This window comes from Streptomyces sp. 1-11 (assembly GCF_007176755.1).
Classification (GTDB): domain Bacteria; phylum Actinomycetota; class Actinomycetes; order Streptomycetales; family Streptomycetaceae; genus Streptomyces.
In genome coordinates this window covers 387,982-411,513 of record NZ_BJTV01000002.1, presented here as the reverse complement: position 1 = coordinate 411,513, position 23,532 = coordinate 387,982, and the positions used below count along the sequence as shown (strand labels likewise).

Below are 23,532 nucleotides of genomic sequence, written 5' to 3'. Positions count from 1 at the left end.
CGTCCGTCTGACATCACACGATCGGAGGACACGTCAGCCACCCGGACAAACCCTCCGCTACGCCACACTTACGGCCGAACGCCGCTCAAGGGGCGTGGCGGAGGAGGTTGACGATGGCCATTTCCATCTCTGTGGTGCTGCTGCTCCTGATCCTGGCGGTGGTGTTCATCCGCAACGGCGCGCTGAAGCTGTCGCACGCCCTGGTCTGCATGCTGCTCGGGTTCTACCTGGCCAGCACCAGCATGGCGCCCACCATCCACAGCGGGCTCACCGCGACCGCCGACCTGGTGAGCGGCCTGCGGCCGTGAGCCGTGAGCCGTGAGCCGTGAGCTGCGGGCCGTAAGCCGTGAGCCCGTGAGCCGCGGTCGGCGGGCCGCGGGTCAGCGGGAGAAGACCCCGATGCCGTTCGGCACCGGACGTTCGGCGCCGCCGCTCGGATGGTTGCGGACCGTCACCCCGCGCGCGCCCCGGGCGCGGGTGACCATCTCGCTCGACCCGCCGCCGTCGAGGTTGAACGCGTCCGACGCGCCCAGGCCGCGCATGGCGGCCGCCTCCTCGGCGATCGTCATGCCGGTGCGGGAGTCGTCGGCCCCGTCCAGCGCGAGCAGCAGCAACTGCCGCCCGCCGCCCCGCAGACCCGCGACCGTGCGCACGGCGGAGGCCCTGTCGTCGAGCCCCGCGAGCGGCCTGCCGTGCCGCAGCACCGGGTAGCCGCCGACCGCGAACGCGTAGGGCACCCTGGCCCTGGCCGCCACCAGACGGTGGGTGACGGTCACCGCGTCTCCCACGGTCAGCCCGCGCAGCTCCCGCGCCCCCCGTTCGCGGCCCACCAGGACCGTGGTGCCCGCGGGGATCGGACCCCGGCCCGGAGTGCCTGCGGCGCCGACCACCCGGCCGCGGCGCACCGCCACCTCGTAGGTCTCGGTGCTGCAGGGCGCGGCCCGGTCGGTGTCCGTGCCGCAGACGGCCCGCTCCCGGGAGGCGGCGCCCCACCGGGAGGTGAAGGCCCCCACGGAGTTCTGCGGCAGCGCGTACTGGTCGAGGCCGCCGAGCCGGAGCCTGCCGTGCGGTGTGGTCACCGACCCGGTGAGGGAGAGGCGGTCCAGACGGGCCCGCCGGTCGGCGCCCACCCCGAGCACGTCCCGCGTGGTGGCGCCGGGCGGCAGCGGCGGCCCGAACCGCTGGCCCGTGGGCACCGCCGCCTTCAGCACCCGGCCGCCCGCGACCGCCGGGCCCACGCTCGCGCCGGTGGCCTCGACACCCGGGTGCTGGGTCTCGGTGATGTCGAAGAAGTCGCCGTTGACACCCGCGACCGCGCCGGCCGAGTCGGCCAGCCGGGACACGGTGGCCCGGGCCGCCACCGCCCGGGGGTGCAGCAGGTCCACCCGGACGTGCGGGTCGCCCAGGTCCACGGTGAGCAGATGGGCGCGGGTGCGCCCGGCCGCCGCCGTGATGTCGAACTCCCGGTACACGACCCCCGCAGCGATCCGCTCGCCGCGGCCGCCGGCCGGCACGGCAGCGGCCGGCGCCGCCCCGGCCAGGGCCGCGCCCGCCAGCACGCCGAGCGCTGTGAGAACCGTGAGCACCGGTCTGCCCGCCGCCGTTCGCCGCCGACCTCTCGTCACCGCGCCCCCTGATGTCTCGTCAACCGCCACAGGACTCAAGGGAAGTGCAGCAGACGACGGTGACGTACGGGTCTCCTAGGCGTCGACTACGCGAGAACGGGTGAGAAAACGCACTCCCTCGGGTGCCTCCAGCGAGAATCCGCTCCCTCGTCCGGGTACCACGTCCACGATCAGCCGGGTGTGGCTCCAGACCTCGTACTGGCTCCTCGACATCCAGAACGTCACGGGCTCCTCGACCCCGTCCACCGCCAGCTCCGCCAGCAGCACGTCCGAGCCGCCGGTGCGGAACTCGCCGTCGGGATAGCACATGGGCGCGCTGCCGTCGCAGCAGCCGCCGGACTGGTGGAACATCAACGGCCCGTGCTCGGCCCGCAGCCGGCGCACCAGCTCGGCGGCGCGTGGGGTGAGTTCGACGCGGGGGACTTCCTCTTGCATGGTCACCGTCCTGGAGCACCGGGGGCGTCGGACGGCCCAGTCTCACGGCTGGTCACCACGGCGTCCAGAGCGCGTCGTTCAGCGGCCGGGGCGCTGCGTCGGCGTGCCGTCCGTCCGGCCCAGCGCCGTCCCGGGCGCCAGGTTCCAGCGCCCGGCCCGGCCGGTGAAGGCGGTGGCGGTCAGAGGCGCCACGTCGATCCGCCAGAAGGCGTCCTCCGGCGCGCCGAGCACCCGTACGGTCGCGGCCCGCACGACCTCCGGCTCGACCACCGCGACCAGGCGGCCGGAGGTACGGGCGGCCTCGTCCAGCCAGCCACCGACCCGGGCGCACAGCAGATGCACCGACTCCCCGCCGTGCGGGCGCGCCGCCGGATCGGCCAGCCACCGGGCCAGCGCCTCCGGCTCCCGGGCGGCGGCCTCGCCGAGCGTCAGCCCCCGCCAGCGGCCCATGTCCAGCCCGGCCAGGGCGGGTTCGTCGCGGACGTGCAGGCCCAGCGCGGCCGCCGTCTGCCGGCAGCGGACGGCCGGGGAGACGAGTGCCGTGGCGGCCTGCCGCACCTCGTCCGCGGCCGACCGGGCGCGCGCCGCGCCCGCCGCGTCGAGCGAGCACCCGTCGTCGAAGCGGGCCTCCCGCACGGCCGGGTTCATCGCCGGTGAGATCAACGTCACTCGGGTCGTCATGAGGTCGCTTTCATGGTCAACGGCCCTTCGGGCGCAAGGCACCCTCAGCGTACGGGGCCTGCGGGGCGGTGCCGCCCCGCACCCGTGCGCCCTTGGCCGCGACCGCGCTTCGCGGTACCTTCTCGGCATTGAAGACGACGGAATGCGGAAGCCGGTGGGAATCCGGCACGGTCGCGCCACTGTGAGCCCGTTCGCACCGATCCCGGTGCGGGCCGGCGAGTCAGACCCGCCCGTCGTCCCGTGCACCACCGAGCCGGGACGCGAGTTCCCCAGGAGGTCCTGCCATGGCGCAGTCCGCCGTTCAGCCCAGCACCACCCCCGAAGCCCTCCCCGCCAAGCTGCCGATCGGCGCCGTCGCCCCCTGGGCCGTCTTCTTCGGTGTCCTGATGCTGGTCCTGCTCTACTTCGTCGGCGCCGAACAGGGCGCGACCTCCGTGACGTCCGGCGAGAACGTGCACGAGTGGCTGCACGACGCCCGGCACCTGCTCGGCTTCCCCTGCCACTGACCGGGCGGGGAAACAAGCGCGCCCATGAACTCGGCAACCGTCCGCAACCTGTTGGTGCGTGGCATGCTCGCGGGACTCGCCGCGGGCCTGCTCGCCCTCGTCGTCGCCTACTTCCTCGGTGAACCGAGCGTCGACTCGGCCATCGCCTACGAGGAGTCGCACGCCCACGAACACGGCGTGGAGGCGGTCTCCCGCACGATGCAGTCGACCGCCGGCCTGTCCACCGGCGTGCTCGTCTACGGCGTCGCGTTCGGCGGCATCGCCGCCCTCGCGTACTGCTTCGCGCTGGGCCGCGCCGGCCGCTTCGGGCCGCGTGCGAGCGCGCTGCTCCTGGCGGTGGCGGGCCTCGTCGCCGTCTACGTCGTGCCGTTCCTGAAGTACCCGGCCAACCCGCCGTCGGTCGGCGAACCCGACACGATCGGCAAGCGCACGACCCTGTACTTCCTGATGATGGTCCTGAGCGTGCTGCTGGCGGTCGTCACGGTGATCCTCGGCAGGCGTCTCGCCCCCCGCCTCGGCAACTGGAACGCGACGGTGGCCGCGGGGGCGTTCTTCGTCCTGGCCGCCGGGCTCGCCTACGCGTTCCTGCCGGCCGTCGACGAGGTCCCCAAGGACTTCCCCCCGACCTTGCTGTGGCGGTTCCGCCTGGCCGCGCTGGCCGTCCAGGCGACCCTGTGGACGGCGTTCGGGCTCGTCTTCGGCGTCCTCGCGGAACGGGTGCTCACCGCGGAGCGCACGGCCAACCGCCGGCCGGCCTCCGGTGCGGGCACCCCGGCCGCGCACCGCTGAGGCACCCGGGGCTCCGGCTCCCGGCCCGTTCGCGGGCCGGTGCCGTGAGCGTCCGGCCGGGCCGGAAGCGCCGCCGGCCCGGTCAGAAGGCGTACCGGATCCGCAGCCACGGAGCGTGCTCCGCGACCAGGCCGCGGAGCTCCTCCACCGCCCTCGCCTTGACCACGTGGTCGTAGCGCACGTTCAGCGCCCCGTTCTCGGAGCGCTTGCCCTGCTGGATGCCGGGCTGCCAGAGCACGTCCTCGGCCCGCGGGTGCCAGCCGAGGTTCACCTCGTGCAGCTCCCGGTTGTGGGTCAGCATGATCACTTCGGCGGCCGCCTGCCGTCTGACCCGTTCGGGCAGCACGTCGTCGAGCTGCCGCAGCAGCTCGGTCCAGGCCTGCTGCCAGCCGGGACGCAGGACCACGGGGGAGAGGTTGAAGTGCACCTCGTACCCGGCGTCCAGGAAGTCCGCGGCGGCGGCGATGCGCTCGGCCACCGGGGACGTCCGGACGTCCAGCAGTCGGGAGTCCTCTGCGGGCATCACCGAGAAGCGGACGCGGGTGCGGCCCCGCGGGTCCAGCGCCAGCAGGTCCGGGTTCACGAACTTGGTGGCGAAGGACGCCTTCGCGGTGGGCCAGCGGCGGAAGGCGCGCACCAGGTCGGCGGTGTTGTCGCTGATCAGCGCGTCCACCGAGCAGTCGCCGTTCTCGCCGACGTCGTACACCCAGGCCGTGTCGTCGCACTGGTTGGGCTCCCGTTTCGGGCCCTGGCGCGCGATGTGACGCCCCAGGTGGGCGATGATCCGGTCGATGTTGGTGAAGACGGTGACCGGGTTGGCGTACCCCTTGCGGCGGGGCACGTAGCAGTACACGCAGGCCATCGCGCAGCCGTTGGACGGGCCGGGGGCGATCCAGTCGGCGGACCGTCCGTTGGGCCGGGTGGTGAGCGTCTTGCGCTCGCCCAGCACCAGCGTCTCGCCCTTCACCCGCACCCAGCGCCCGACGTTCCCCTCGTCGCCGTGCAGTTCGGGGATGCGCCAGTGGGACTCCACCTCCACGAGGCGCGCGCCGGGGTACCGGGCGAGGATCTGCCGTCCGCGCGGTGAGGTGGCGGCGGCCGGCTCCGCGTAGACCGTGCGCACGGGAAGCAGGCGCCGGGCGGCGTCGGAGTCGCGGAACGCCCCGGCGGCCGGGGCCGGCTCCTGCGCGGGAGCCGTGGCTCCGGGCAGGGCGTCGAGCCCGAACAGCGCGCCGTCGCCCGGTGCGGCGGAGAAGTCCCTCATGTGTGGTTCGCTCGGTTTCCGGACTGGCGTCGCATACGTCCCACTGTACGCAGCCGTGACACGCCGGTGCTAAGGCCGTCAGCGGTTGAGCCGGACGATGGAGGCGTTCAGGGCGGTGGCGAAGACGCACCAGGCGGCGTACGGCGCGAGGACCCCGGCGGCGGTCCGGTCGGTGCGGGCGATCCGCCGGATGAGCAGCGCGTTGCCGAGGTTCAGCAGCGCGATCTCGGCGAGCGCCGCCTGCGGGTCGCGGCGGCCGAAGAACAGCCGGGTCCATGCCGCGTTCAGCGCCAGGTCCGCCGCCAGGTCGCGGACGATCCCGGCCCGTTGGCGCGGAGACCGGGCGCGTCCGAGCGCGCGGCCCGCCGCGTAGGCGATCGACGCGTACAACGGGGTCCACACCACGCCGAAGGCCCAGGGCGGCGGCTGCCAGGACGGTTTGCGCAGCGAGGCGTACCAGGCGCTGTCCGGGTCGGTGGCCGTGGCCCCCGTCACCGCGGTGGCGGCCACCGCCGCCGCGGCCGCGCCGTACCGCAGCCAGGGGCCGGGCCGGCGGTCGCCGCGTTCGCTGATCGGATTCATGTCCTCACGTCTTCCCGGGCATCGCCCGTCCTCACCGCTCACCCGCGGCGCAGCAGTTCCGCCAGGACGGGGTCCCAGTCGAGGTGGGAGCTCTCCGTACCCGCGGGCACCGCCCGGAACGTCTCGGTCAGCCAGTCCCCGAACGGACCCGCCGGTATGTACAGCACCGCGGCCCCGCCCATGCCGCGCAGCAGGACGCGCACCGTGGTGGACCCGTGGCAGCGGCACGGCGGCCAGACCCGCACGGAGCCCTCACCGGACGGGACGCCCAGGCCCGCGTACAGCAGGTCCCGGGAGAACAGCCAGGGCGCGGCGCCCTCGGCATTGCCGGGGAAGTCCAGGCGTACGGCGAACGGATCGGCCGAGTCGTAGCTGAACCGGACCTCGAGCCGGAGGGCTTCCACGTCGCTGATGACCAGCTCGATGGTCAGGTCGGTGTGCAGACGCCTGGTCCGGTCGGTGGGGTCCATGGCGCCTCCCGCAGGTGGATCGTGGGCCCCGCCCTGCGCGAAGCCCCGCACTCCTCCCTTCCGGACGGGGGCGGGCGGTGGATGCGGCCGGCCGATGGGAGCCGCGTTGCGCGGGGGATGCGCGGAGCGGCGGGGTGCAACCGTTTCGCGGGCGCCGCCGGTAGAGGGGGTGACGCGGGCGGGGAGGCGATCCGCGCCCGCCCGACCCTGGGGGGCCTGGCACGCATCGGAAGGGATGTGTCATGAGGCTTCGCGACGAATGGCCGGTGGACCACAGGCTGGCGACGGTCTACCGGTACGGCGCCGGACTCTGCGGCGGCGTTCTGCTGCTGTTCGGCTGTCTGGGTTTCGCCGACGAACTCAGCCCCTTCGGCACGGACGGCACCCACATCGCGGGCATGTCGACGAACGGACTGCTGAGCCTGATCTCCGTGCTCTTCGGGCTGCTGCTGATCGGCGGCGCGGTGGTCGGCGGGAACTTCGCCTCGACGCTCAACATGGCCGTCGGCACGCTGTTCCTGCTCAGCGGCTTCGGCCACGTCTTCGTCCTGGACCGCAGCGCCAACATCCTCGACTTCGGCATGTCCAACGTCATCTTCACCTTCGTGATGGGCCTGCTCATCCTCACCTTCGGGATGTACGGCCGGGTCACGGGCGGGCTCTCGCACGACAACCCGTACTGGCGCCGCCGCCACCCGCGGCAGGCGGCGCGGGAGTCCCTGGCCGCCCGGCGCCGGGAGCGGGCCCGCGCGGCCCTGGCCCCGGCGCGGGACGCCTCGGCCGGACTGCGGACCACCCGGCCGCGAACGGGCGGCTGAACGGGCGTACCGCCCGGCGAAGCGTTCCGGCGGAACGGGTGTACCGCCCGGCGGAGCGTTCCGGCGCCCGGGACGGCGTCCGGGCACGACCGGGGCGGCACCGCCTGGCCGGCGGTGCCGCCCCGCGCTGCCGGGGCCCGGCCCCGGCGGCTCACAGATCGATCATCCGCACCACGAAGAACGCGGCGACGAGCAGGCAGCCGATCACGATCAGGGACATCCAGATCCCGGGATGCTCCCAGATGCCGCCGTCCGGCCGCTCGTAGTGGGCCTCCGCCGTCGATCCCTCGACGGGCGGCGTCTCTCCGGGAGGGCGCAGCGAGTCGGTCATCGTTTCCACCTCCAGGCTTCGGGCGGTGGGAGCCGTTCGCCGGGGCCGTACGGCGCACCTCGGCGAACCGGTTCCCCTCGACCTCTTCCGGGCCGGCCGGACGAGTGGATGCGAAGGAGGCGGACGCGGTGGCCGCGCCCCGCCGTGACACCCGGCGGGGCGCGGCGCCGACGGCGCTCGCGGCGCCGCCCGCCGCCTCAGGCCCGGGCCGCCGCCCGGCGCAGGACGGCGAGGCGGCCTTGGGCGGGGACGGTCCACAGCTCGTGGCCGCGCAGGCCCCAGCGGCCCAGCAGTTCGTTGGCGGCCAGGAAGCCGCTGGTGGCGGCCCGTTCCATGAGGGCCACCGGCAGGCCGGTGCGGACCGTGTCGCCGGCGACGACCAGGCCGGGGGAGGGGGTGGTGACCGTGGGCCGGTCCGCGTGGCCGCCCACCGCGAACAGGGGGCAGTCGGCCCGCCACTCGTGACGGGCGTCGACCACCCGCGCCCGGGCCGTCTCCGGGTAGAGCCGGTGCAGCTGACCGAGCAGCTCCTTCTCCGTGGCCTCCCGGCCGGCCTCCTCGGGCACCGCGTAGGCGTGCAGCTCGACGACCGAGCCGCCGGTGCGGGCCGCCCACCGGGCCGCCTCGCCCTCCCACCCGCTGAGCACGCTGACGTTGTCCAGGGCCCCGTAGCCGCTGGTGCCGAGGAAGCCCGGCCGGTCCGCGCGCACGGGCCGGTCAAGCCACAGGCGGGACACCAGGAAGGGCGGGGCGGTGCGCAGCCGCGCCAGGCGCTCGCGCCACTCGGCGTCCCCGAGATCGCCGCAGCGGCCGACCAGGGCCCGCAGCCCCGCCGGGTCGAGGGCGAGCACGACGCCGTCGTACGGCTCCTCGCCGCCCGCGGTGGTTACGGCGTAGCCGCCCGACGGCAGGACGCGGACGCCCTCCACCGCGGTGTCCGTGCGCACGCGCGCGCCGAGCCGTTCCAGACGCGCGGCGATCGGGTCCCACAGCGCCTGCGGGAACGGTTCCCCGGGCACGTCGAACAGCAGGCCCTCGGCCGAGCCGAGGAAGTAGATGTGGAACATCAGCGCCATCTCCGCCGCCGACAGCTCCCGGGGATCGGCGAAGAAGCTGCGGGAGAACACCTCGAAGGCCAGGTGCCGGGCCGCCGGCGGGAAGCGGATGTCCTCCAGGAAGTCGTAAGCACTGACGTGGTCCAGCCGCTCGTACACCCCGGGCACCCGCACGTCGAGCAGCGGCAGGGCCGCGCGCGGGCGCATGCGGACCAGGTCGCGCACCGAGAACGACTCGCTCAGCGCCACGAACCCGAGCGCGCTCAGCGGAGGTGTGCGCGGCACGTGACGGAAGCTGTCCTGCCGGCCGCTGCCGTGCCGCAGCGGGTAGTCGGGCAGCCGGGTCAGACGCGCCAGGACCGGGTCGGTGCGGCGCAACAGGGCCCGTAGGTTGTAGTACTGCCGGAAGAACGCGTGGAAGCCCCGGCTCATCGTGACCGTCGTGCCGTCGGCCAGCCGCGTGGACCATCCGGCCAGCCTGCCGCCGAGCTGCGCGTCGCGCTCGTGGACGGTGACCCGCACCCCGCGCTCGGCCAGCGCGGTGGCCGCCGTAAGACCGGCGATGCCGCCGCCCACGACCGCCACGCGCGGCGCGTCGGACTCCTGCGCGCGGGCGGCGCCGGGCGGCGCGGGGAGCAGCCGGGCCAGCCGGTCCCGGCCGGGGCGGGGGCCGCGGACGGCGGACACGGCAGGACGGCGCGGCCCGGTCATCGGCCCGCCTCCCCACCGGCGGTGAACGGGCGGCTGGCGACGACCGTGTGGGTGATGCCGGTCTGCCAGCCGGGCAGCGGCAGCACCCGCACCCGTTCGAAGCCGGCCCGCTCCACCCGCCGGGCGAGCTGCCCGGCGGTGTCGAACGATACGACACTGTGCCGCAGGTGCCGGTAGAGCGCTCCGTCGCCCAGCAGCGCGGCGACCGGCAGGACGAACCCGCCGCACACCGCGTTCCACACCGTCCGGTGGGCGGCGCGCCCGCTCAGCGCGTACTCGTGCACCGCCAGCCGCCCGCCCGGCGCCAGCAGCCGGTGGGCCTGCGCGAGCACCGCGTCCGGGTCGGCGGTGTTGCGCAGCAGGTACGCGGCGAAGACCGCGTCGAACGGGCCGCGCACCCCGGCGGCGGTCAGCCGCTCCACCGGCGACTGCACGAAGCGCACCGGCGTCGGCCAGGGACGCAGGGCCGCGCGCCGCAGCATGCCCGCCGACGCGTCGACGGCGGTGATGTCGGCGCCGGGCAGGGCCGCGGCCAGGGCCGCCGTCGAGGCGCCGGTGCCGCAGCCGAGGTCGAGCACTCTCGGGGCCGGACCGCCGGGCAGTCCGAGGCGCCGGGCGGAGCGGCGCAGGTGGGCGTGGTAACCGGGATTCGCCGCCACGAGCGTGTCGTAGCTCCGGGCGGCGTGGTCGAACGCGGTCGCCAGCTCGGCGTCGCGCAGCACGGGCATGCCATCTCCGTAGGAGGTAGTCGGGTGGGGAGGTCGGGACAGGGGGACTGGTGGGGGCGGGGGCCAGGGCAGGGGCCGGGGGAGAGGTCAGGTGGTGGCGGGGGCCGGAGGGAGGGGGTCAGGTGGTGGCGGGTGGGGGAGCGGTGGCGGGTGCACTGCGGCGCGGAACGAACGGCAGGGCCAGCGCCGAGCCGAGCATCGCCGGGACGGGCACGTGCAGCCCGATGGACAGGTCCTCCGCCAGACCGGTGCGCCCGTCCAGGAACCGCAGCAGGCGCGGCGCGGGCACGTGGCTGAACAGACGGGTGAAGAAGGCCGGGCCGTCCACCCGGCCGTGGTCGAGGGCGTGCAGCAGCACCGCGTCCATGTACCGGGAGCGGGCGGAGTGGACGCGCGGCGGGACCGGACGGCGCCCCGCGTGCAGGGCGGCGGCCACCGCGCCGGTCTGCCGCTGCACGGCGCTGAAGGTGTAGCCGGTCGCCGGGCGGGTGGCCCCGGCCGCGGCCCCGATCCGGAACACCGAGGCGGCGGTCCGCCGCGGGAAGTCCGCGTCCGTCATCGGGATCACGCCCTGCTCGCACTCCAGCACCTCGTGGTCGCCGGCGCCCAGGACATCGCGGAGATAGTGCCGCAGCGCGCGGTCGTACGCGTCCCGGCCGAGCGGGCCGCGGGAGAACTCGGTGTACTCCACCAGCGCCTCGCAGGGCCCCGTCGGCAGCACGTAGCCGAAGGACAGTCCGTGCGCGGGCTGCGGGGTGCGGAAGTCCATCAGCTCCACGACGCCGGGATCGAACACCGGACGGCGGGTGCGCACGAACCAGCCGCGGAAGTGCTGCAGCAGCGTGGTGCGCGCCGGGGGCAGCCGCTCGGGCGGCCGTGAGTCGAACACCCAGCGGGCGCGCACCGTCACCCGGCCGCCGTCGGCCCGGCGGGCGTGCACCACCGCCCCGCCGGAGGCGGACTCCACCCGCTCGGCGACGGCCTGAACGGTCGTCACCCACGGGCTGCCCGCGAGGATCCGGCCGGCCAGATCCTCCAATGCGTCGGAGCGCAGCATCTTGTAGCGCAGCGGCTCGATCACGGCGTCCACCGCCCGCCCGTCGCCGGAACGCACCCGCAGCCGCCGCCAGGAGGCCGTCAGCGCACTGTCGTACGGTCCCGCGCCCGCCTCCCAGAAACACCAGGTGCGCCGCGGCGCGCTGAACGGCCCCGGCGGCGCCGCAAGCAGCACGGCCGTCACCCGGCGTCCGCCCGCGGGCGGTCGGGCCAGCCGCAGCGCCAGCGACAGGCCGGCGGCCCCGGCGCCCACGACGGCGACGTCCGACTCCACCTCCACGGCGGCTCCCTCCACGGCGGCTCCCTCTCCGGACCGGCGGATCCGGCCAGTCTTCCCGCGCGCCGGTCCCGGCGGATGCACCGGGGAGCGTGTCGTGCCGGTGGGTACCCAGGGCGCCGGCATGTCCACCGAATGGCGCATCCGGCGGGGCCGTCCGCGCGGAATGTGTCACGACGAGGTACCAGCCCTGGCCGGTGCCGGCACCGGCCACGGCCGGTACGCCGCACCGGCGGCGCGACTTGTCCGGACTGCCGACAGGCGGTACGGCTCACCGACCGGCGAGAGGATCCGCGATGCGTTCCACCCAGGCGATCGGCCGTCTCACGGCAGACCCGCCGCGCAGGCCGCCCGCCGTGGCCGGCCCCCACGACCCCGCGGAGCCGGCCGCCTCAGGCGGCGCGCGCGCCGTGGACGAGGACGTGCCGGGCGCCGTCGGCCGGGAACTGCGCGAACTGCTCGACGACCGTCTCGCGGGCTGCCACGGCCTGGACCCGGTGTTCGCGCGGGACGTCGCCGAGCGGACCGCCCGCTTCACCCGGCGCGGCGGCCGCCGCATCCGGCCCCGGCTGCTGTGGTGGTCGCTGCGGGCATGCGGCGGCGGGGACCCGGCCCAGGTACGCGTGGCACTGCGGACGGCGGCCGCGCTGGAACTGCTCCAGACCTGCGCCCTCGTCCACGACGACCTGATGGACCAGGCCGCCACCCGCCGCGGCGGGCCGGCGCTGCACGCCGACGTGACCGAGCAGTACGCCGGCACCGCCCCGGGGCCCGCCGCTCAGCGGCTCGGCGCGTCCACCGCCGTGCTCGCCGGCGACCTGGCCCTGGCCTGGGCGGACGACGTCCTGGCCGGACTGCTGCTGGACCCCGGGCTGCCGCGCGACACGGCGCACCGGCTGCACGAGGTGTGGCGGGTGTTGCGCACCGAGATGGTGGCGGGCCAGTACCTCGACGTGCGCGGTCAGGCGCTGTCCTCCGGCACCCCGGCCCGGTCGATCCGGGCCGCCTGCCTCAAGAGCGCCCTGTACACGGTGGAACGGCCCCTGCAACTGGGCGCGGTGCTCGCCGGGGCCGACGACGCCACCACCGGGACGCTGCGCCGCGCGGGACGCTGCGCGGGCCTCGCCTTCCAGCTCAGGGACGACCTCGACGACCTGTTCGCCGACCCCCGGGCCACCGGCAAGCCGTCCGGAGGCGACGTGCGCGAGGGCACCCCGACCTATCCGCTGGCCGTGGCCCGGGCCCTCGCCACCGCCGCCGGCGACCGCCACGCGCTCGGCGTCCTCGACCACGCCATGGGCCGCGCCGGCCTCACCGACGGCGAACTGGCCGGGGTGCGGGAGACCGTCGTGCGCACCGGGGCCCGTGACCACGTGGAGGCGCGGATCGCCCGGCTCAACCGCCGCTGCCTGCGCCACCTCGGCGAAGCCGCCCTGGAACCCGGTGCGGCCGGCCGGCTGCGCGGCCTGCTGGCGGAGATCACCGGCACGGCCGGCCAGGTGCCCGAGCCGGCCGCTCCGCGCGCCGCGGCCCTCGCCGCCGCGGGAACGGAGGCGGGCCGGTGACCCGGACCATCGCGGGACCCACCGACCACGTGGTCGTGGTGGGCGCCGGACTGGCCGGCCTCTCCGCCGCCCTGCACCTGCTCGGCGCCGGCCGCCGCGTCACCGTCGTCGAACGCGACGCGCTGCCCGGCGGGCGCGCCGGCCGCATGGAGCTCGGCGGCTATCTGATCGACACCGGACCCACCGTGCTCACCATGCCGGAGATCGCCGACGAGGCGTTCGCGGCGGTCGGCGCCTCGCTGCGCGACCGCGTCGAACTGATCGAGCTGCACCCCGCCTACCGGGCGCGCTTCGCCGACGGCAGCACCCTCGACGTGCACACCGACGCGGAGGCGATGGAGGCGGAGATCGAACGGTTCGCCGGCGGCGCCGAAGTGGCCGGCTACCGCAGACTGCGGCACTGGCTGGGGCAGCTCTACCAGGCCGAGCGCGGCCGCTTCCTCGACGCCGACTTCGACTCGCCGCTGCAACTGCTCGGCCCCGACCTGGTCCGGCTCGCCGCGCTCGGCGGCTTCGGCCGCTGGGAGGCGCGGATCGCCCGCCACCTGCGCGACGAACGGCTGCGCCGCGTCTTCTCCTTCCAGGCCCTGTACGCCGGCGTCCCGCCCGAACGGGCGATGGCCGCCTACGCGGTGATCGCCTACATGGACACCGTCGCCGGGGTGTACTTCCCGCGCGGCGGCATGCACGCCCTGCCCCGGGCCATGGCAGACGCCGCGGCCGAGGCCGGGGCGACGTTCCACTACGGGCAGCGGGTGACCCGCCTGGAACGCTCCGGTGAACGCGTCACCGCCGTGGTGACCGACGACCTGCGCATCCCCTGCGACGCGGTCGTCCTCACCCCCGAACTGCCGGTGGCCTACCGCCTGCTGGGCCGCTCCCCGCGCCGCCCGGCGCGGCTCAGGCACGCCCCGTCGGCGGTGGTCCTGCACGCCGGCTGCGACCGCACCTGGCCCGAACTGGCCCACCACACACTGTCCTTCGGCGGCGCCTGGCGGAGCACCTTCCGCGAACTCACCCGGACCGGCGAGCTGATGAGCGACCCCTCCCTGCTGATCACCCGGCCCACCGCGACCGACCCCGGCCTCGCCCCGCCCGGCCGCCACCTGCACTACGTCCTCGCCCCGTGCCCCAACACCGACATCGGGCCGGGCAGCGCCGACTGGTCCGGGCTCGGCGCCCGTTACCGCGACGGCCTGCTGCGCGAACTGGAGCGCCGCGGCTTCACGGGCATCGCCTCCGCCATCGAGGAGGAGTGCCTGGTGACGCCCGCCGACTGGACCGCGCAGGGACACGCGGCGGGCACGCCCTTCTCCGCCGCGCACACCTTCGCCCAGACCGGCCCGTTCCGCCCGCGCAACCTGGTGCGCGGCACGGCCAACGCCGTCCTGGCCGGCTGCGGCACCACCCCCGGGGTGGGCGTACCGCCCGTCCTGCTGTCCGGGAAGCTGGCCGCGGCCCGCGTCACCGGCGGCGCCCGCCCCCGCACCACCGCCCGCCGGGCCGCCCGGCAGACCGCCGAAGGAGTACGTCCATGACCGCCCGCGAGCTGGACGCCGCCGGCATCACCGACCCGGGACTGCGCGCCGCCTACACCCGCTGCCGCGAACTGAACGCCCGGCACGGCCGGACCTACTTCCTCGCCACCCGGCTGCTGCCCCCCGAACGGCGCCCCGCCGTGCACGCCCTGTACGGCTTCGCCCGCTGGGCGGACGACATCGTCGACTCGCTGGAGGACGGCCCCGGCGCCCCCACCGGCGACGAGGCGGCACGGCGGGCCGCCGCCCTGGACCGCCTGACCGAGGACCTGACCCGTGGCCTGGCGGGCGGCCGGGCGGGCGCACGGGACGCCGCGCCGGTGGTCACCGCCCTGGCCGACACCAGCAGCCGCTACGCCATCGACCCGCGCCACTTCACCGACTTCCTGGCCTCCATGCGCAGCGACCTGACGGTCACCGAGTACGCCGACTACGCGGCGCTGCGCGGGTACATGCACGGCTCGGCGGCGGTGATCGGCCTGCAGATGCTGCCCGTCCTCGGCACCGTGGTGCCGCGTGAGGAGGCCGCGCCGTACGCGGCCGAACTGGGCGTCGCCTTCCAGCTCACCAACTTCCTGCGGGACGTCGGCGAGGACCTCGACCGCGGCCGCGTCTACCTGCCGCAGGACCTGCTCGCCGCGCACGGCGTCGACACCGAACTGCTGCGCCGCTGCCGGCGGGACGGGCGCTCCGACCGCCGGGTCACCGAGGCCCTGCGCGCCTTCGCCGGCCTCACCCGCGCCGCGTACCGCCGTGCCGCGCCCGGCGTGCCGATGCTCGACCCCGTCGCCCGGCCCTGCATCCGCACGGCGTTCGTGCTCTACGGCGGCATCCTGGACGCCGTCGCCGACGACGGCTGGGCGGTACTGAACCGCCGCGCGGTCGTCCCCCGCAGACGCCGCGCGCTGGTCGCCGCCGACGGCCTGCTCCGGCTCGCCGCGGCCCGCCTGGCCGCCCGCCGCGAACCTGCCCCCGCGCCCGCCCCCACCCCGTACCCCTGCGAGGAGGCCGCGTGACGCCCGCCCGCCCGCCCCGGCGAGCCCGACCGCCGCTGCGGCGCGGCACTGTCGTCCGTCGCGGCGTGGTGCCGTGCGGTCGCCGCGCGCGGGTCGCCGCCGACGACTCGCCCCGAGCGGCGGGCGCCCGCCCGGCCGCCCGTCGTGGTCTCCACCCGTCCGTCCCCTGTGAGGAGCCCGCGTGACGTCCGACCGCCCGCCCCGGCGAGCCCGACTGCCCCTGCGTCTGCGCCGTGACCCGGTCGCCTGGGAACGCCAGCGCCCGACCTGGCGCGAGGCGCGGCCCGCGCTCATCGCGGACGCCCTCAAGCGGGCGCAGCAGCGGCCGAGCGGCAACTGGTACGTCGTCGGCGCCGCCCGCGACCTCCCCGGGGACCGCCCGCTGGGCCGGACCGTCGCCGGCCAGGAGGTGGTGCTCTGGCGTGACGGCCGGGGCGGCCTCGTCGCCGGCCCCGGCGTCTGCCCGCACCTGGGCGCGCCGCTGCGGGACAGCCCGGTGCGGTGCGGCACCCTCGTCTGCCACTGGCACGGACTCGCCCTGGACGGCAAGCCGTTCGGCGGCTGGGAGCCCTGGCCCGCGTACGACGACGGGGTACTGCTGTGGGTGCGGCTGGACGACGCCGGAGGCGAGCGGCCCACCCCCCGGCCGCCGGTGCCGGAACGGCCCGCCGCGGCCGGCGCGCTGACCGCCGTCTACACCGGTCAGGGCGTCTGCGAGCCCGCCGACGTGGTCGCCAACCGCCTCGACCCCTGGCACGGAGCCTGGTTCCACCCGTACTCCTTCGTGGACCTCACCGTCGTGGACTCCCCGGGACGGGACGACGGCGAGGACGCGTTCACGGTCGACGTCTCCTTCAAGCTCGCCGGCCGGCTCGTCGTCCCGGTCCGCGCCGAGTTCACCGCACCGGGCCCGCGCACGGTCGTCATGCGGATCACCGGCGGCGAGGGCGAGGGCTCCGTGGTGGAGACCCATGCGACCCCGCTGGGCCCGGACAGCCTGGGCAGGCCGCGCACCGCGGTGGTGGAGGCGGTCGTCGCCACCTCCGAACGCCCCGGTTTCGCCGTCGCCCGCCGTACCGCGCCCCTGCTCCGCCCCGTCATGCGCTACGCGGCGGGCCGCCTGTGGCGCGACGACCTGGCCTACGCCGAACGGCGCTGGGAACTGCGCTCCACGGGGCGCTTCCCCGGATGAGCGCCCGCCCGCGGCCCGGAGTCGGCTCGGGCGGAGGGTTGGGGGCCCGGAGTCGGGTCGGGCGGAGGGTTGGGGGCCCGGTGCGGCTTGGGCGGACGGTCGGGGGCCCGGTGCGGCTTGGACGGACGGTTGGCGGCCCGGTGCGGCTTGGACGGACGGTTGGCGGCCCGGTGCGGTCTGGCAGCGCTTGGCGGCCCGGTGCGGTTCTGGCGGACAGTTGGGCACCCGGATTCGGCTCTGGCGGAGGGGCGGCGGCCTGCAGCCCGCTCCAGCGGGGAGGCGCGGCGGCCCGGAGCCCGCTCGGGCGGACGGCAGATGTTCCGCGCGTCGCCCTGGGCGGACCGGCCCGGCACGGGCGTGGCGCCTGGCGGCCCCGGTGGTGTGACACCTGAGCCGGGACCGCGTGCCGTGGGCCGAACGGCGCGGGCCCGGGCCGAACGGCGCTATTCAGGGCCGCAGGGGCCGTGCGCACGCCGTGAACCGTGTCGCCCCCCGCCCGGCGGAACGCGGGAGCGCGTCCGTGCCCCTCTCCTGTGAGGGCACCGCCAGGCTCACCCCCGCGCGGAGGAGCGTCCCGCGCCCTCCGCGCCGTAGAGGCCGCTCAGAGTGCGTACCGCGTCCCGCAGGCCCGCGCAGCGCGGGAAGTCCCCGGCCGCCCTGCGGTCCCAGCCCGGTCCCGCGGGCAGGACGAGGGGCCGCCTGCGGGCGCCCGCCGGCCCCCACTGCAGGCCCGCGACGTGCCGGGCCAGCGGGCCGGAGGCCGTGGACCGGGTCTGCGCCCACAGCACGACGGCGACCGGGCCGGTGCGCCGGACACAGGCGAGCAGCGCCTCCACCGGCACGGCGGCGCCCAGCATGCGCGTCGGCACACCGTGTTCGGCCAGCGCCGCGTCCAGCGCCTCCAGCGGAAGCGAGTGCTGCTCACCGGGCGCGCAGGCCAGCACCACCGGCTCGGTGCCAGGCACTTGCGCCGGAGGCGGCAGCACCATCGGCGCCCGGCGCAGCGCCGTGGAGATCTGCCACGACAGCAGGTGCTCCACCTCCACGTAACGGTCGCCGGAGGACTCCCACTTGCGGCCCACCGCGCGCAGCGTCGGCACCATCACCTCCTCCCACGCCGTCGCCAGCCCGTGCTGCCTGACCGCGTCCAGCAGCCGGCTCTCCAGCTCCGGCGCGTCCAGCCGCACCGCTGCCCGGGCCAGTCCCCGGCACTCCTGGCGCACGTCACCGAGCGGGAGCCCGCTGCCGGCACCGCCACGGCGGGCGGCCGTCGCGGGCGCCCGGACCGCTGGCGGCCCGGCGGGGGGACCGGCCGGAACCGGTGCCGAGGCAGGCCCCGCGCCGTGCGCGGTCCGGGCCGGGCGAGCCCCGTCGCCATGGGTGGCGCGGGCCACGCGGGCCGCTTCGGCCGGGGCGACGCCCGCCGCCGCCAGCCGGCACATCTCCTCCACCATCGCCACGTCCCGCGGGCTCCAGCGCCGGTGCCGGCCCTGCGACCGCGAGGTGGGGCCGAGCCCGTAGCGGCGGTCCCAGGAACGCAGCGTCGTGGGTGAGACGCCCAGGCGGCGGGCCACGGCGCCCGTGGTCAGCCCGGCCGCCTCCGTCACGTCCAGATCACTCATGACCGCCGCCCGCCGCTCCGTGGGCCCGTGGACCCGTGCCTCTCGCTTCCCGCTCCGGTCCCCAGACTACTCGATGCGATATCGATGCGACTTGTCCCACCGGGTGTCACCGGCACACGCTGGGGACACGGACAGCGGATGGAACGGGCACGGTGCGAACCGGGACCGTGCCGCTCACCGGACGGGCGCCGCGGGACACCCGCGACGCACCCCGGGCTCACGAGGAGAGACGTGGTCATGGACCGTATCGCGGTTGTATCGGGCTCCGCCGTCACCGCCGGGGACGGCTCCACCGGGGCGTCCGCGCCCGCCGGGGACGGCCTCACGCCGGCCGCGGGCGACGCCGCCTGGTCCGAGATCCACCGCCGGTGGGGCGGCCTGGTGCACGGGCTCGCCCAGCAGGCGCTCGGCGACGCCAGGGACGCCGAGGACGTGGCGCAGCAGGTGTTCGCGGACGCCTGGCGCGGTCGGCACGGATACGCGCCGGAACGCGGGACGCCGGCCGCCTGGCTCGTGGGGATCACCCGGCGCAAGGTGGCCGACGCGCTGGCCGCCCGTGCCCGTCGCGCGCGCATCGTCGCTGCGGCCGCCGAACAGCCCCCGGCCCGGACCCGCGACGACACCTGCGAGCCGGAGGCCGCGCTGGACCGGATGGTGGTGGGCCGTGCCCTGCGGCGGCTCAGCACCCCGCAGCGCCAGGTGCTGCACCTGGCGTACTACGAGGACCTGACGCAGACGCAGATCGCCCACGTCACCGGCTGGCCGCTCGGCACGGTCAAGAGCCACACCCGCCGGGGCCTGGACCGCCTGCGTCACTGCCTGGAGGACGAGGGCGTCGCCGACGCCGGGCGCGCACAATCGATGCGAGTTTGACCCGTGAATCCGCGTGACCGTCTGTCAGGCCGTGAGAGTGACACAGACGTTGCGCGCACGATCCTCTGACTAGCCCTCAGGCGAACCGGGTTGACGACGCGCCACCCACCGGTACGACGCCCACGCCGGGCGTGATCCGGTTGCGGGGCATTTCGTGCGGAGTAGCCTGAAATGTGATCGGTCCCTGCCTGGTTCTGGAGGTGGGCGATGTTTCTCCGATTGCTGCGGCGTCACAGGCCGCAGCGGCTGGTCCTGCTCGGCAACGGCCGTCTGATCCGGGGTTTCAGCGGCGGAATGTACGACGGTCACGGATACCAGCCCTGACACCGTTCGCGGTTCGATCCTGGAGGAAGTGCGGTGACAGAGGACGCCCGCGCCCTGGCAGCCATGGCAAGGCTCCTGTCACCGCACTGCCGTGTCACCGGTACGTCCGACGGAGCGCTGATCGCGGACTGGAAGCGGACGCGCTTCATCGGCATGGCGGCGGCGGACGTGCGCAAGCTGGCCGGGGACAGCCCTGAGGAACGCGCCGAGCTGGTCGGCGTTCTGACCCGTGCCGGGTGCGCGTCGGGCCGCCGGAAGCCGCCGTCCGACGCGGTCGTCGCGCGCTGGCTGAGCGGGGTGCACCTGCTGATCCGGACCGCCGGATTCGGACGCGTGCTGCGGCTGCTGGCCCTCGCCGCGCCGGGTTACGCCCGCGCGGACGTGCCCACACGCGAGGAGGTCGCACGGCTCAAGCGGGTGGTGCAGACCCGCGGTCGCGGCAGCTGGGTCGTCAACGGCGACTGCAAGTCCGAGGCGGTGACGGCCTTCGTCGTGCTGCGGCGGCTCGGTCTGGCGGCCGTCCTGCACGTGGGTGTGCGTGAGCACCCGTTCGCCATGCACGCCTGGACGGAGTCCGCGGGCCTGTGCATCCCCGACGCCGATCCCCGGGGGCATGCCTTCACCTCGGTGCTCTCGGTCGGCTCCTGGGGCCGGTGACATGGAGGCGCTGCGCCTCGATTGGGCCGGTGGCGCGCCGGTCCTGCGCACCGCCGACGGCATGGTGCGCCAGGGCCTCGTGACGACGGTCCGCTCACCGGTCGGCACCGCTGCCGTCGTGGGCTGGGCCGGCTCGGCCCGCCACCGGGAGGCCGGCGCGCGGGGCCTCCTCGACGCCTTCGCCCGGCCGGGGGCCGCCCCGCCGCTGCCGGCCGGCGACTACGCGGCCGTACTGGTGTACCGCGACCGCGTACTGCTGATGCGCGACGAGCAGGCACGCGTCCCCCTGTTCCTCCGCGGGTCCGCCGACCGGGTGAACGCCGTGAGCACCTCCGCCGGCGGCCTGGGCAGCGCCACCGAGTTGGACCCCCGCTACTTCTGCCGGTACCTCACCGGGAACACGGCACAACCGCACACGGAACTCACCCCGTTCACCGCGGTCCACCGCGTCCTCGGCGGCCAGGTGGTGGAGCTCTCCCCGACCGGCCGGGTGCGCGGACGCACGCCGCCGCCCGTCCGCCGGGTCACCGGCCCGCCGCTGGAGCCGGCCGACGGACCGACCCGCGCCGAGGCCGCGCGGGAACTGCGCACGGTCCTGGAGAACGCCGTCCGGCGCCGAATGGGCGCCGCGACGGCCTGCCACGTCTCGGGCGGCACCGACTCCACCAGCGTCGCGCTGCTCGCCGCACGCGCACTGGCCGGCGGACGCGACGGCCCGGAGCGACTGGTCCTGCTCGCCGGGCGTTTCTCCCGCGGCGAGCTGGCCGCGGAGCGGCCCTTCCTGGACGTCGCGGTGGAGGAGATCCGCCGTCACGCGCCCGCCGCCCGCACCCTGATCGTCGACGCCGACGACGTGGCCGACTTCGACGACTTCGAGCGGCACGCGGGGGAAGCGGACGAGCCCCATCCGCACGCCTTCCGCGCACCGTTCTGGAGCAGGCTCCACGCCGCGGCCGCCGAACTGGGCTGTGACACCCTCCTGACCGGCTGCGGCGCCGATCCGGTCGCCGACGCCAACCCGTTCCTCCTGCACAGACTCGCCCGCACGGGCCGGCTCCGGCGGATGACCCGGCAGGCACGGGCCTGGGCCGTGGGAAGCGAGCGAGGGCTGCGGGACGTCGTCCACGCCTACGTGGTCCAGCCGGCCCTTCCGCTCGTGACCGAGCGGGTCACCGCCCTCGTCCGCGGCGGCACGGTGCTCGGCGGACTCGGCACCTTCGGCCGTCCCCCGTGGCTGCGGCCCGGGTTCGCGCGGGCTCACGGCTACCGGGAGGCCGGCGTCGCGGAGAGCCGCTTCGCGTTCGGGAGCAGACCGGAACGGTCGCTGTACGACGCCGCCAACTACCTCGCCGCTCCCGACCCGTTGTCCTGGCAGCGGGCGCAGCGGGACGGTTTCCTCCTCTCGCACCCCTTCCTCGACCCGGAGGTGATCGCCACCATGGGACGGCTCCCGGCCGCGGTCACGTTCGAGCCGGGCCGCCCCAAGGCCGTCCTGCGCGCGGCCATGACGGACCTGCTGCCCGCTCCGATCGCCGGCAGGGCGGTCAAGGTGCCCTTCGACGACCTCTACGCCCGCGGCCTCAGGGCGCACGGCGACGAACTCGTCGCCCTGTGCCGTTCCGCCCGGCATCCGCTGGTCGAGGAGATGTTCGACGTGGAGACGCTGTGCCGGGCGGTGCTGGAGGCCCGCCTCGGGACGGGGGACTCGTACTCCTGGGACCGGGTGAACAGATCACTCGCCCTGGTGGCCTGGCTGGAGCGGCTCAACGCTGGCTCTTGACGTCCCACAGGGTCCGCACCTGCGGGCCCGCGATGAGGTCGACGAGGCCGTAGCGGCTCACCAGCTCGCGCTGCTCCGCCCCGCTCAAAATCCGGTCCTGCTCCCCCTGGCGCGCTATGGACGTGATCACGTTCGCGCCCTGCGGGCCGAACTTCCAGTAGACGGTGACGAAACGCGGGTCCCTCGTGTACTCGTCGAGCGCGTTGTTCTCGTGCACCCGGGCGCGGTAGATGAGGGAGTCGACGCCCCTCTTCTGATCCTCCTTCAGCAGCCCGGTGGCCTGGTGCCCGTCCCAGGAGTTGGCCACGAAGTTCAGCGGCGGCTGCAGCACGAGCCGGTCCTTGCGCGCGAGGCTCGCGGTGGCGTAGAACGCCACCTGGTCGTACGGCGTGTTCATGGGCAGCTGCACCACCAGCCGCGTGGCGAAGGTGTCGCTCGACTCGATCCACTGGCCCTGCGGCATCCACGGCTCCGCCTCCACCAGCTCCCCCGGCTGGTGGACCTCCCGGCGGGAGAGCGGGTTCACCTCGGAGGACCTGCTCCACTGCGCGGCGTCGTCGCGCCACTGCCGGCGGAGCCGGTCCCGCGGGCTGAGCGGCACCCGTAACCCCATGGCGTGGAACTCGGTGCCGAGGACGTAGAACCCCACGGAACCGCTGTTCCGCAGAGTGATGTCGACCGGTACGGAGAAGGCCTTGCGGTCCTTGCTGAGCACCGCCTTCCCCATGGACAGCGTGATGAGCGGCCTGGTCTCCCGCTGGTACGGCACATAGAGGTTCTGGTAGCCGAAGTTGGCGACCGCGATGACGGAGGAGACGATCACCGCGGCGGCCACCCGCTTGGGAGCGGGAATCACGACCGACGTCCGCCACACCGTGGCGACGGCCCACGCGGAACCCGCCGAGAGCGCGGCGAACAGCGCCGGGAACCACTTCGAATCCCCGTCCCTCACCATCTCCACCAGGATCAGGACGTTGGTCAGCAGGGCCGCGAAGGAACCGATCAGCGCGACCAGGCCGGAGTAGGCGAAGGAGTGCCGCACCCAGTGGTCCAGCACCCCGGCGGCGCCCAGCAGGCTGGTGAGCGCGACCAGGAGCAGGACGGCGCCGGTGATCCGGCCGGGGAAGGTCAGCGCGTGGGCGAAGTCCTCGGTGCCGAACCGGGCCAGCAGTGCCGTGGTCGCGATCAGGGTCAGCAGCATCACCGCGAGCGACACCCGTGACCGCCAGGTCTGCACCGAGGGCCGTACCGCTTTCGGGCGCATACCGGCGCGGGGCCTGGGGGGAGTCCGCACCCGATCACCTCCTGGGACCGTGGGTCGCGCACCTGCCCGTGCGGGGGCGGGCACTCGTGTGCGCGAGGCGGAGACTGACCTGTGCCGTGCGGAGACACAGGTGTGCGGCGCGGCAGCGGTCGGCCCGCCGCCGTGCCGGGGGTTCGCCCTCATGGTCCGTCGTGACCGGCCGGGCCGCCATCCGGCACCCCCGGACGTGGGACCTGCCGGCGCTGCCAACGCTCCGCTCCCAACGCTCCGCTCCCAACGCTCCGCTCCCAACGCTCCGCTCCCACGGCTCCGCTCCCAACGCTCCGCTCCCACGGCTCCGCTCCCGCGGTCGGCGGGCCCCCGCGGGTCCCCG

General features: G+C 75.6%; 23 protein-coding genes and 1 riboswitch. Of the genes, 11 read left to right on the top strand and 12 right to left on the bottom strand.

Annotation, left to right across the window (positions count from 1 at the left end):
* The first annotated feature begins 113 nt into the window (after positions 1 to 113).
* A complete protein-coding gene (locus tag TNCT1_RS06150; RefSeq protein ID WP_143629088.1) occupies positions 114 to 308 on the top strand; it encodes a hypothetical protein in 195 nt (64 codons plus the stop codon).
* A gap of 72 nt (positions 309 to 380) precedes the next feature.
* On the opposite strand, the gene TNCT1_RS06145 is transcribed toward TNCT1_RS06150, so the two are convergent.
* The 3 genes from TNCT1_RS06145 to TNCT1_RS06135 all read right to left on the bottom strand — a co-directional run bounded on the left by TNCT1_RS06145 (position 381) and on the right by TNCT1_RS06135 (position 2,741).
* Entirely contained in the window at positions 381 to 1,586 is a 1,206-nt protein-coding gene (locus TNCT1_RS06145) for a phosphodiester glycosidase family protein (RefSeq protein ID WP_235902371.1), read from the bottom strand.
* Between the two features lie 114 nt (positions 1,587 to 1,700).
* A complete protein-coding gene (locus tag TNCT1_RS06140; RefSeq protein ID WP_143629086.1) occupies positions 1,701 to 2,060 on the bottom strand; it encodes a DUF779 domain-containing protein in 360 nt (119 codons plus the stop codon).
* Positions 2,061 to 2,138: 78 nt separating this feature from the next.
* The gene (locus TNCT1_RS06135) at positions 2,139 to 2,741 is read right to left on the bottom strand and encodes a histidine phosphatase family protein (RefSeq protein ID WP_143629084.1); all 603 of its coding nucleotides are present in this window, start codon (positions 2,739 to 2,741) and stop codon (positions 2,139 to 2,141) included.
* Positions 2,742 to 2,847: 106 nt separating this feature from the next.
* Positions 2,848 to 2,990: riboswitch (cobalamin riboswitch) on the top strand.
* 35 nt (positions 2,991 to 3,025) lie between these two features.
* On the opposite strand from TNCT1_RS06135, the gene TNCT1_RS06130 reads away from it, so the two are divergent.
* Together TNCT1_RS06130 and TNCT1_RS06125 are read left to right on the top strand one after the other, a co-directional pair.
* Positions 3,026 to 3,247 (top strand): CbtB-domain containing protein, encoded by a 222-nt coding sequence (locus TNCT1_RS06130; RefSeq protein WP_143629082.1) that lies wholly within the window; start codon positions 3,026 to 3,028, stop codon positions 3,245 to 3,247.
* A gap of 24 nt (positions 3,248 to 3,271) precedes the next feature.
* Positions 3,272 to 4,036 carry a CbtA family protein gene (locus TNCT1_RS06125; RefSeq protein ID WP_143629080.1) on the top strand — a complete coding sequence of 255 codons (765 nt, stop codon included), beginning with the start codon at positions 3,272 to 3,274 and terminating at the stop codon, positions 4,034 to 4,036.
* A gap of 82 nt (positions 4,037 to 4,118) precedes the next feature.
* Here TNCT1_RS06125 and TNCT1_RS06120 read toward each other — a convergent pair whose 3' ends face one another.
* The 3 genes from TNCT1_RS06120 to TNCT1_RS06110 form a co-directional block, all read right to left on the bottom strand.
* Positions 4,119 to 5,300: a spore photoproduct lyase family protein gene (locus TNCT1_RS06120; RefSeq protein WP_143629078.1), complete on the bottom strand. Its 1,182-nt coding sequence runs from the start codon at positions 5,298 to 5,300 to the stop codon at positions 4,119 to 4,121.
* A gap of 78 nt (positions 5,301 to 5,378) precedes the next feature.
* A complete protein-coding gene (locus tag TNCT1_RS06115; protein ID WP_143629076.1) occupies positions 5,379 to 5,882 on the bottom strand; it encodes a TspO/MBR family protein in 504 nt (167 codons plus the stop codon).
* A gap of 38 nt (positions 5,883 to 5,920) precedes the next feature.
* The gene (locus TNCT1_RS06110) at positions 5,921 to 6,352 is read right to left on the bottom strand and encodes an SsgA family sporulation/cell division regulator (protein ID WP_143629074.1); all 432 of its coding nucleotides are present in this window, start codon (positions 6,350 to 6,352) and stop codon (positions 5,921 to 5,923) included.
* Between the two features lie 242 nt (positions 6,353 to 6,594).
* Between TNCT1_RS06110 and TNCT1_RS06105 the strand changes: the two genes are divergently transcribed.
* Positions 6,595 to 7,170 (top strand): DUF4383 domain-containing protein, encoded by a 576-nt coding sequence (locus TNCT1_RS06105; protein ID WP_143629072.1) that lies wholly within the window; start codon positions 6,595 to 6,597, stop codon positions 7,168 to 7,170.
* 151 nt (positions 7,171 to 7,321) lie between these two features.
* On the opposite strand, the gene TNCT1_RS06100 is transcribed toward TNCT1_RS06105, so the two are convergent.
* The 4 genes from TNCT1_RS06100 to TNCT1_RS06085 form a co-directional block, all read right to left on the bottom strand.
* Complete coding sequence (locus TNCT1_RS06100) at positions 7,322 to 7,501, bottom strand: DUF6480 family protein (RefSeq protein ID WP_143629070.1); 180 nt, start codon at positions 7,499 to 7,501, stop codon at positions 7,322 to 7,324.
* Between the two features lie 197 nt (positions 7,502 to 7,698).
* Positions 7,699 to 9,267 (bottom strand): FAD-dependent oxidoreductase, encoded by a 1,569-nt coding sequence (locus TNCT1_RS06095; RefSeq protein ID WP_143629068.1) that lies wholly within the window; start codon positions 9,265 to 9,267, stop codon positions 7,699 to 7,701.
* Positions 9,264 to 9,995: a methyltransferase domain-containing protein gene (locus TNCT1_RS06090; RefSeq protein ID WP_143629066.1), complete on the bottom strand. Its 732-nt coding sequence runs from the start codon at positions 9,993 to 9,995 to the stop codon at positions 9,264 to 9,266. The genes TNCT1_RS06095 and TNCT1_RS06090 overlap by 4 nt, the downstream gene beginning before the upstream one ends.
* Positions 9,996 to 10,113: 118 nt before the next feature.
* Positions 10,114 to 11,346 carry a lycopene cyclase family protein gene (locus tag TNCT1_RS06085; protein ID WP_235902369.1) on the bottom strand — a complete coding sequence of 411 codons (1,233 nt, stop codon included), beginning with the start codon at positions 11,344 to 11,346 and terminating at the stop codon, positions 10,114 to 10,116.
* Between the two features lie 278 nt (positions 11,347 to 11,624).
* Here TNCT1_RS06085 and TNCT1_RS06080 point away from each other — a divergent pair, with 278 nt between their 5' ends.
* From TNCT1_RS06080 to TNCT1_RS06065, 4 genes are all read left to right on the top strand, one after another.
* Positions 11,625 to 12,893 (top strand): polyprenyl synthetase family protein, encoded by a 1,269-nt coding sequence (locus TNCT1_RS06080; RefSeq protein WP_143629062.1) that lies wholly within the window; start codon positions 11,625 to 11,627, stop codon positions 12,891 to 12,893.
* Positions 12,890 to 14,431, top strand: a complete 1,542-nt coding sequence (gene crtI / locus TNCT1_RS06075) for a phytoene desaturase family protein (RefSeq protein ID WP_143629059.1) — start codon at positions 12,890 to 12,892, stop codon at positions 14,429 to 14,431. The genes TNCT1_RS06080 and crtI overlap by 4 nt, the downstream gene beginning before the upstream one ends.
* Positions 14,428 to 15,447, top strand: coding sequence for a phytoene/squalene synthase family protein (locus TNCT1_RS06070; RefSeq protein ID WP_143629057.1), 1,020 nt, complete (start codon positions 14,428 to 14,430; stop codon positions 15,445 to 15,447). The genes crtI and TNCT1_RS06070 overlap by 4 nt, the downstream gene beginning before the upstream one ends.
* A 181-nt stretch (positions 15,448 to 15,628) precedes the next feature.
* Positions 15,629 to 16,639 (top strand): DUF5914 domain-containing protein, encoded by a 1,011-nt coding sequence (locus tag TNCT1_RS06065; protein ID WP_143629055.1) that lies wholly within the window; start codon positions 15,629 to 15,631, stop codon positions 16,637 to 16,639.
* Positions 16,640 to 17,190: 551 nt separating this feature from the next.
* Here TNCT1_RS06065 and TNCT1_RS06060 read toward each other — a convergent pair.
* A complete protein-coding gene (locus TNCT1_RS06060; RefSeq protein WP_143629053.1) occupies positions 17,191 to 18,261 on the bottom strand; it encodes a MerR family transcriptional regulator in 1,071 nt (356 codons plus the stop codon).
* A 237-nt stretch (positions 18,262 to 18,498) separates the two neighbouring features.
* Here TNCT1_RS06060 and TNCT1_RS06055 point away from each other — a divergent pair, with 237 nt between their 5' ends.
* The 3 genes from TNCT1_RS06055 to TNCT1_RS06045 all read left to right on the top strand — a co-directional run bounded on the left by TNCT1_RS06055 (position 18,499) and on the right by TNCT1_RS06045 (position 21,895).
* Complete coding sequence (locus TNCT1_RS06055; RefSeq protein ID WP_143629051.1) at positions 18,499 to 19,134, top strand: RNA polymerase sigma factor; 636 nt, start codon at positions 18,499 to 18,501, stop codon at positions 19,132 to 19,134.
* Between the two features lie 357 nt (positions 19,135 to 19,491).
* Positions 19,492 to 20,115 (top strand): lasso peptide biosynthesis B2 protein, encoded by a 624-nt coding sequence (locus TNCT1_RS06050; protein ID WP_235902367.1) that lies wholly within the window; start codon positions 19,492 to 19,494, stop codon positions 20,113 to 20,115.
* A gap of 1 nt (position 20,116) precedes the next feature.
* Complete coding sequence (locus TNCT1_RS06045) at positions 20,117 to 21,895, top strand: asparagine synthase-related protein (protein WP_143629049.1); 1,779 nt, start codon at positions 20,117 to 20,119, stop codon at positions 21,893 to 21,895.
* Here the strand turns inward: TNCT1_RS06045 and TNCT1_RS06040 are convergent.
* The gene (locus tag TNCT1_RS06040) at positions 21,879 to 23,159 is read right to left on the bottom strand and encodes a hypothetical protein (RefSeq protein ID WP_235902365.1); all 1,281 of its coding nucleotides are present in this window, start codon (positions 23,157 to 23,159) and stop codon (positions 21,879 to 21,881) included. The two genes, TNCT1_RS06045 and TNCT1_RS06040, sit on opposite strands and share 17 nt — an antisense overlap.
* Between the last annotated feature and the right edge of the window lie 373 nt (positions 23,160 to 23,532).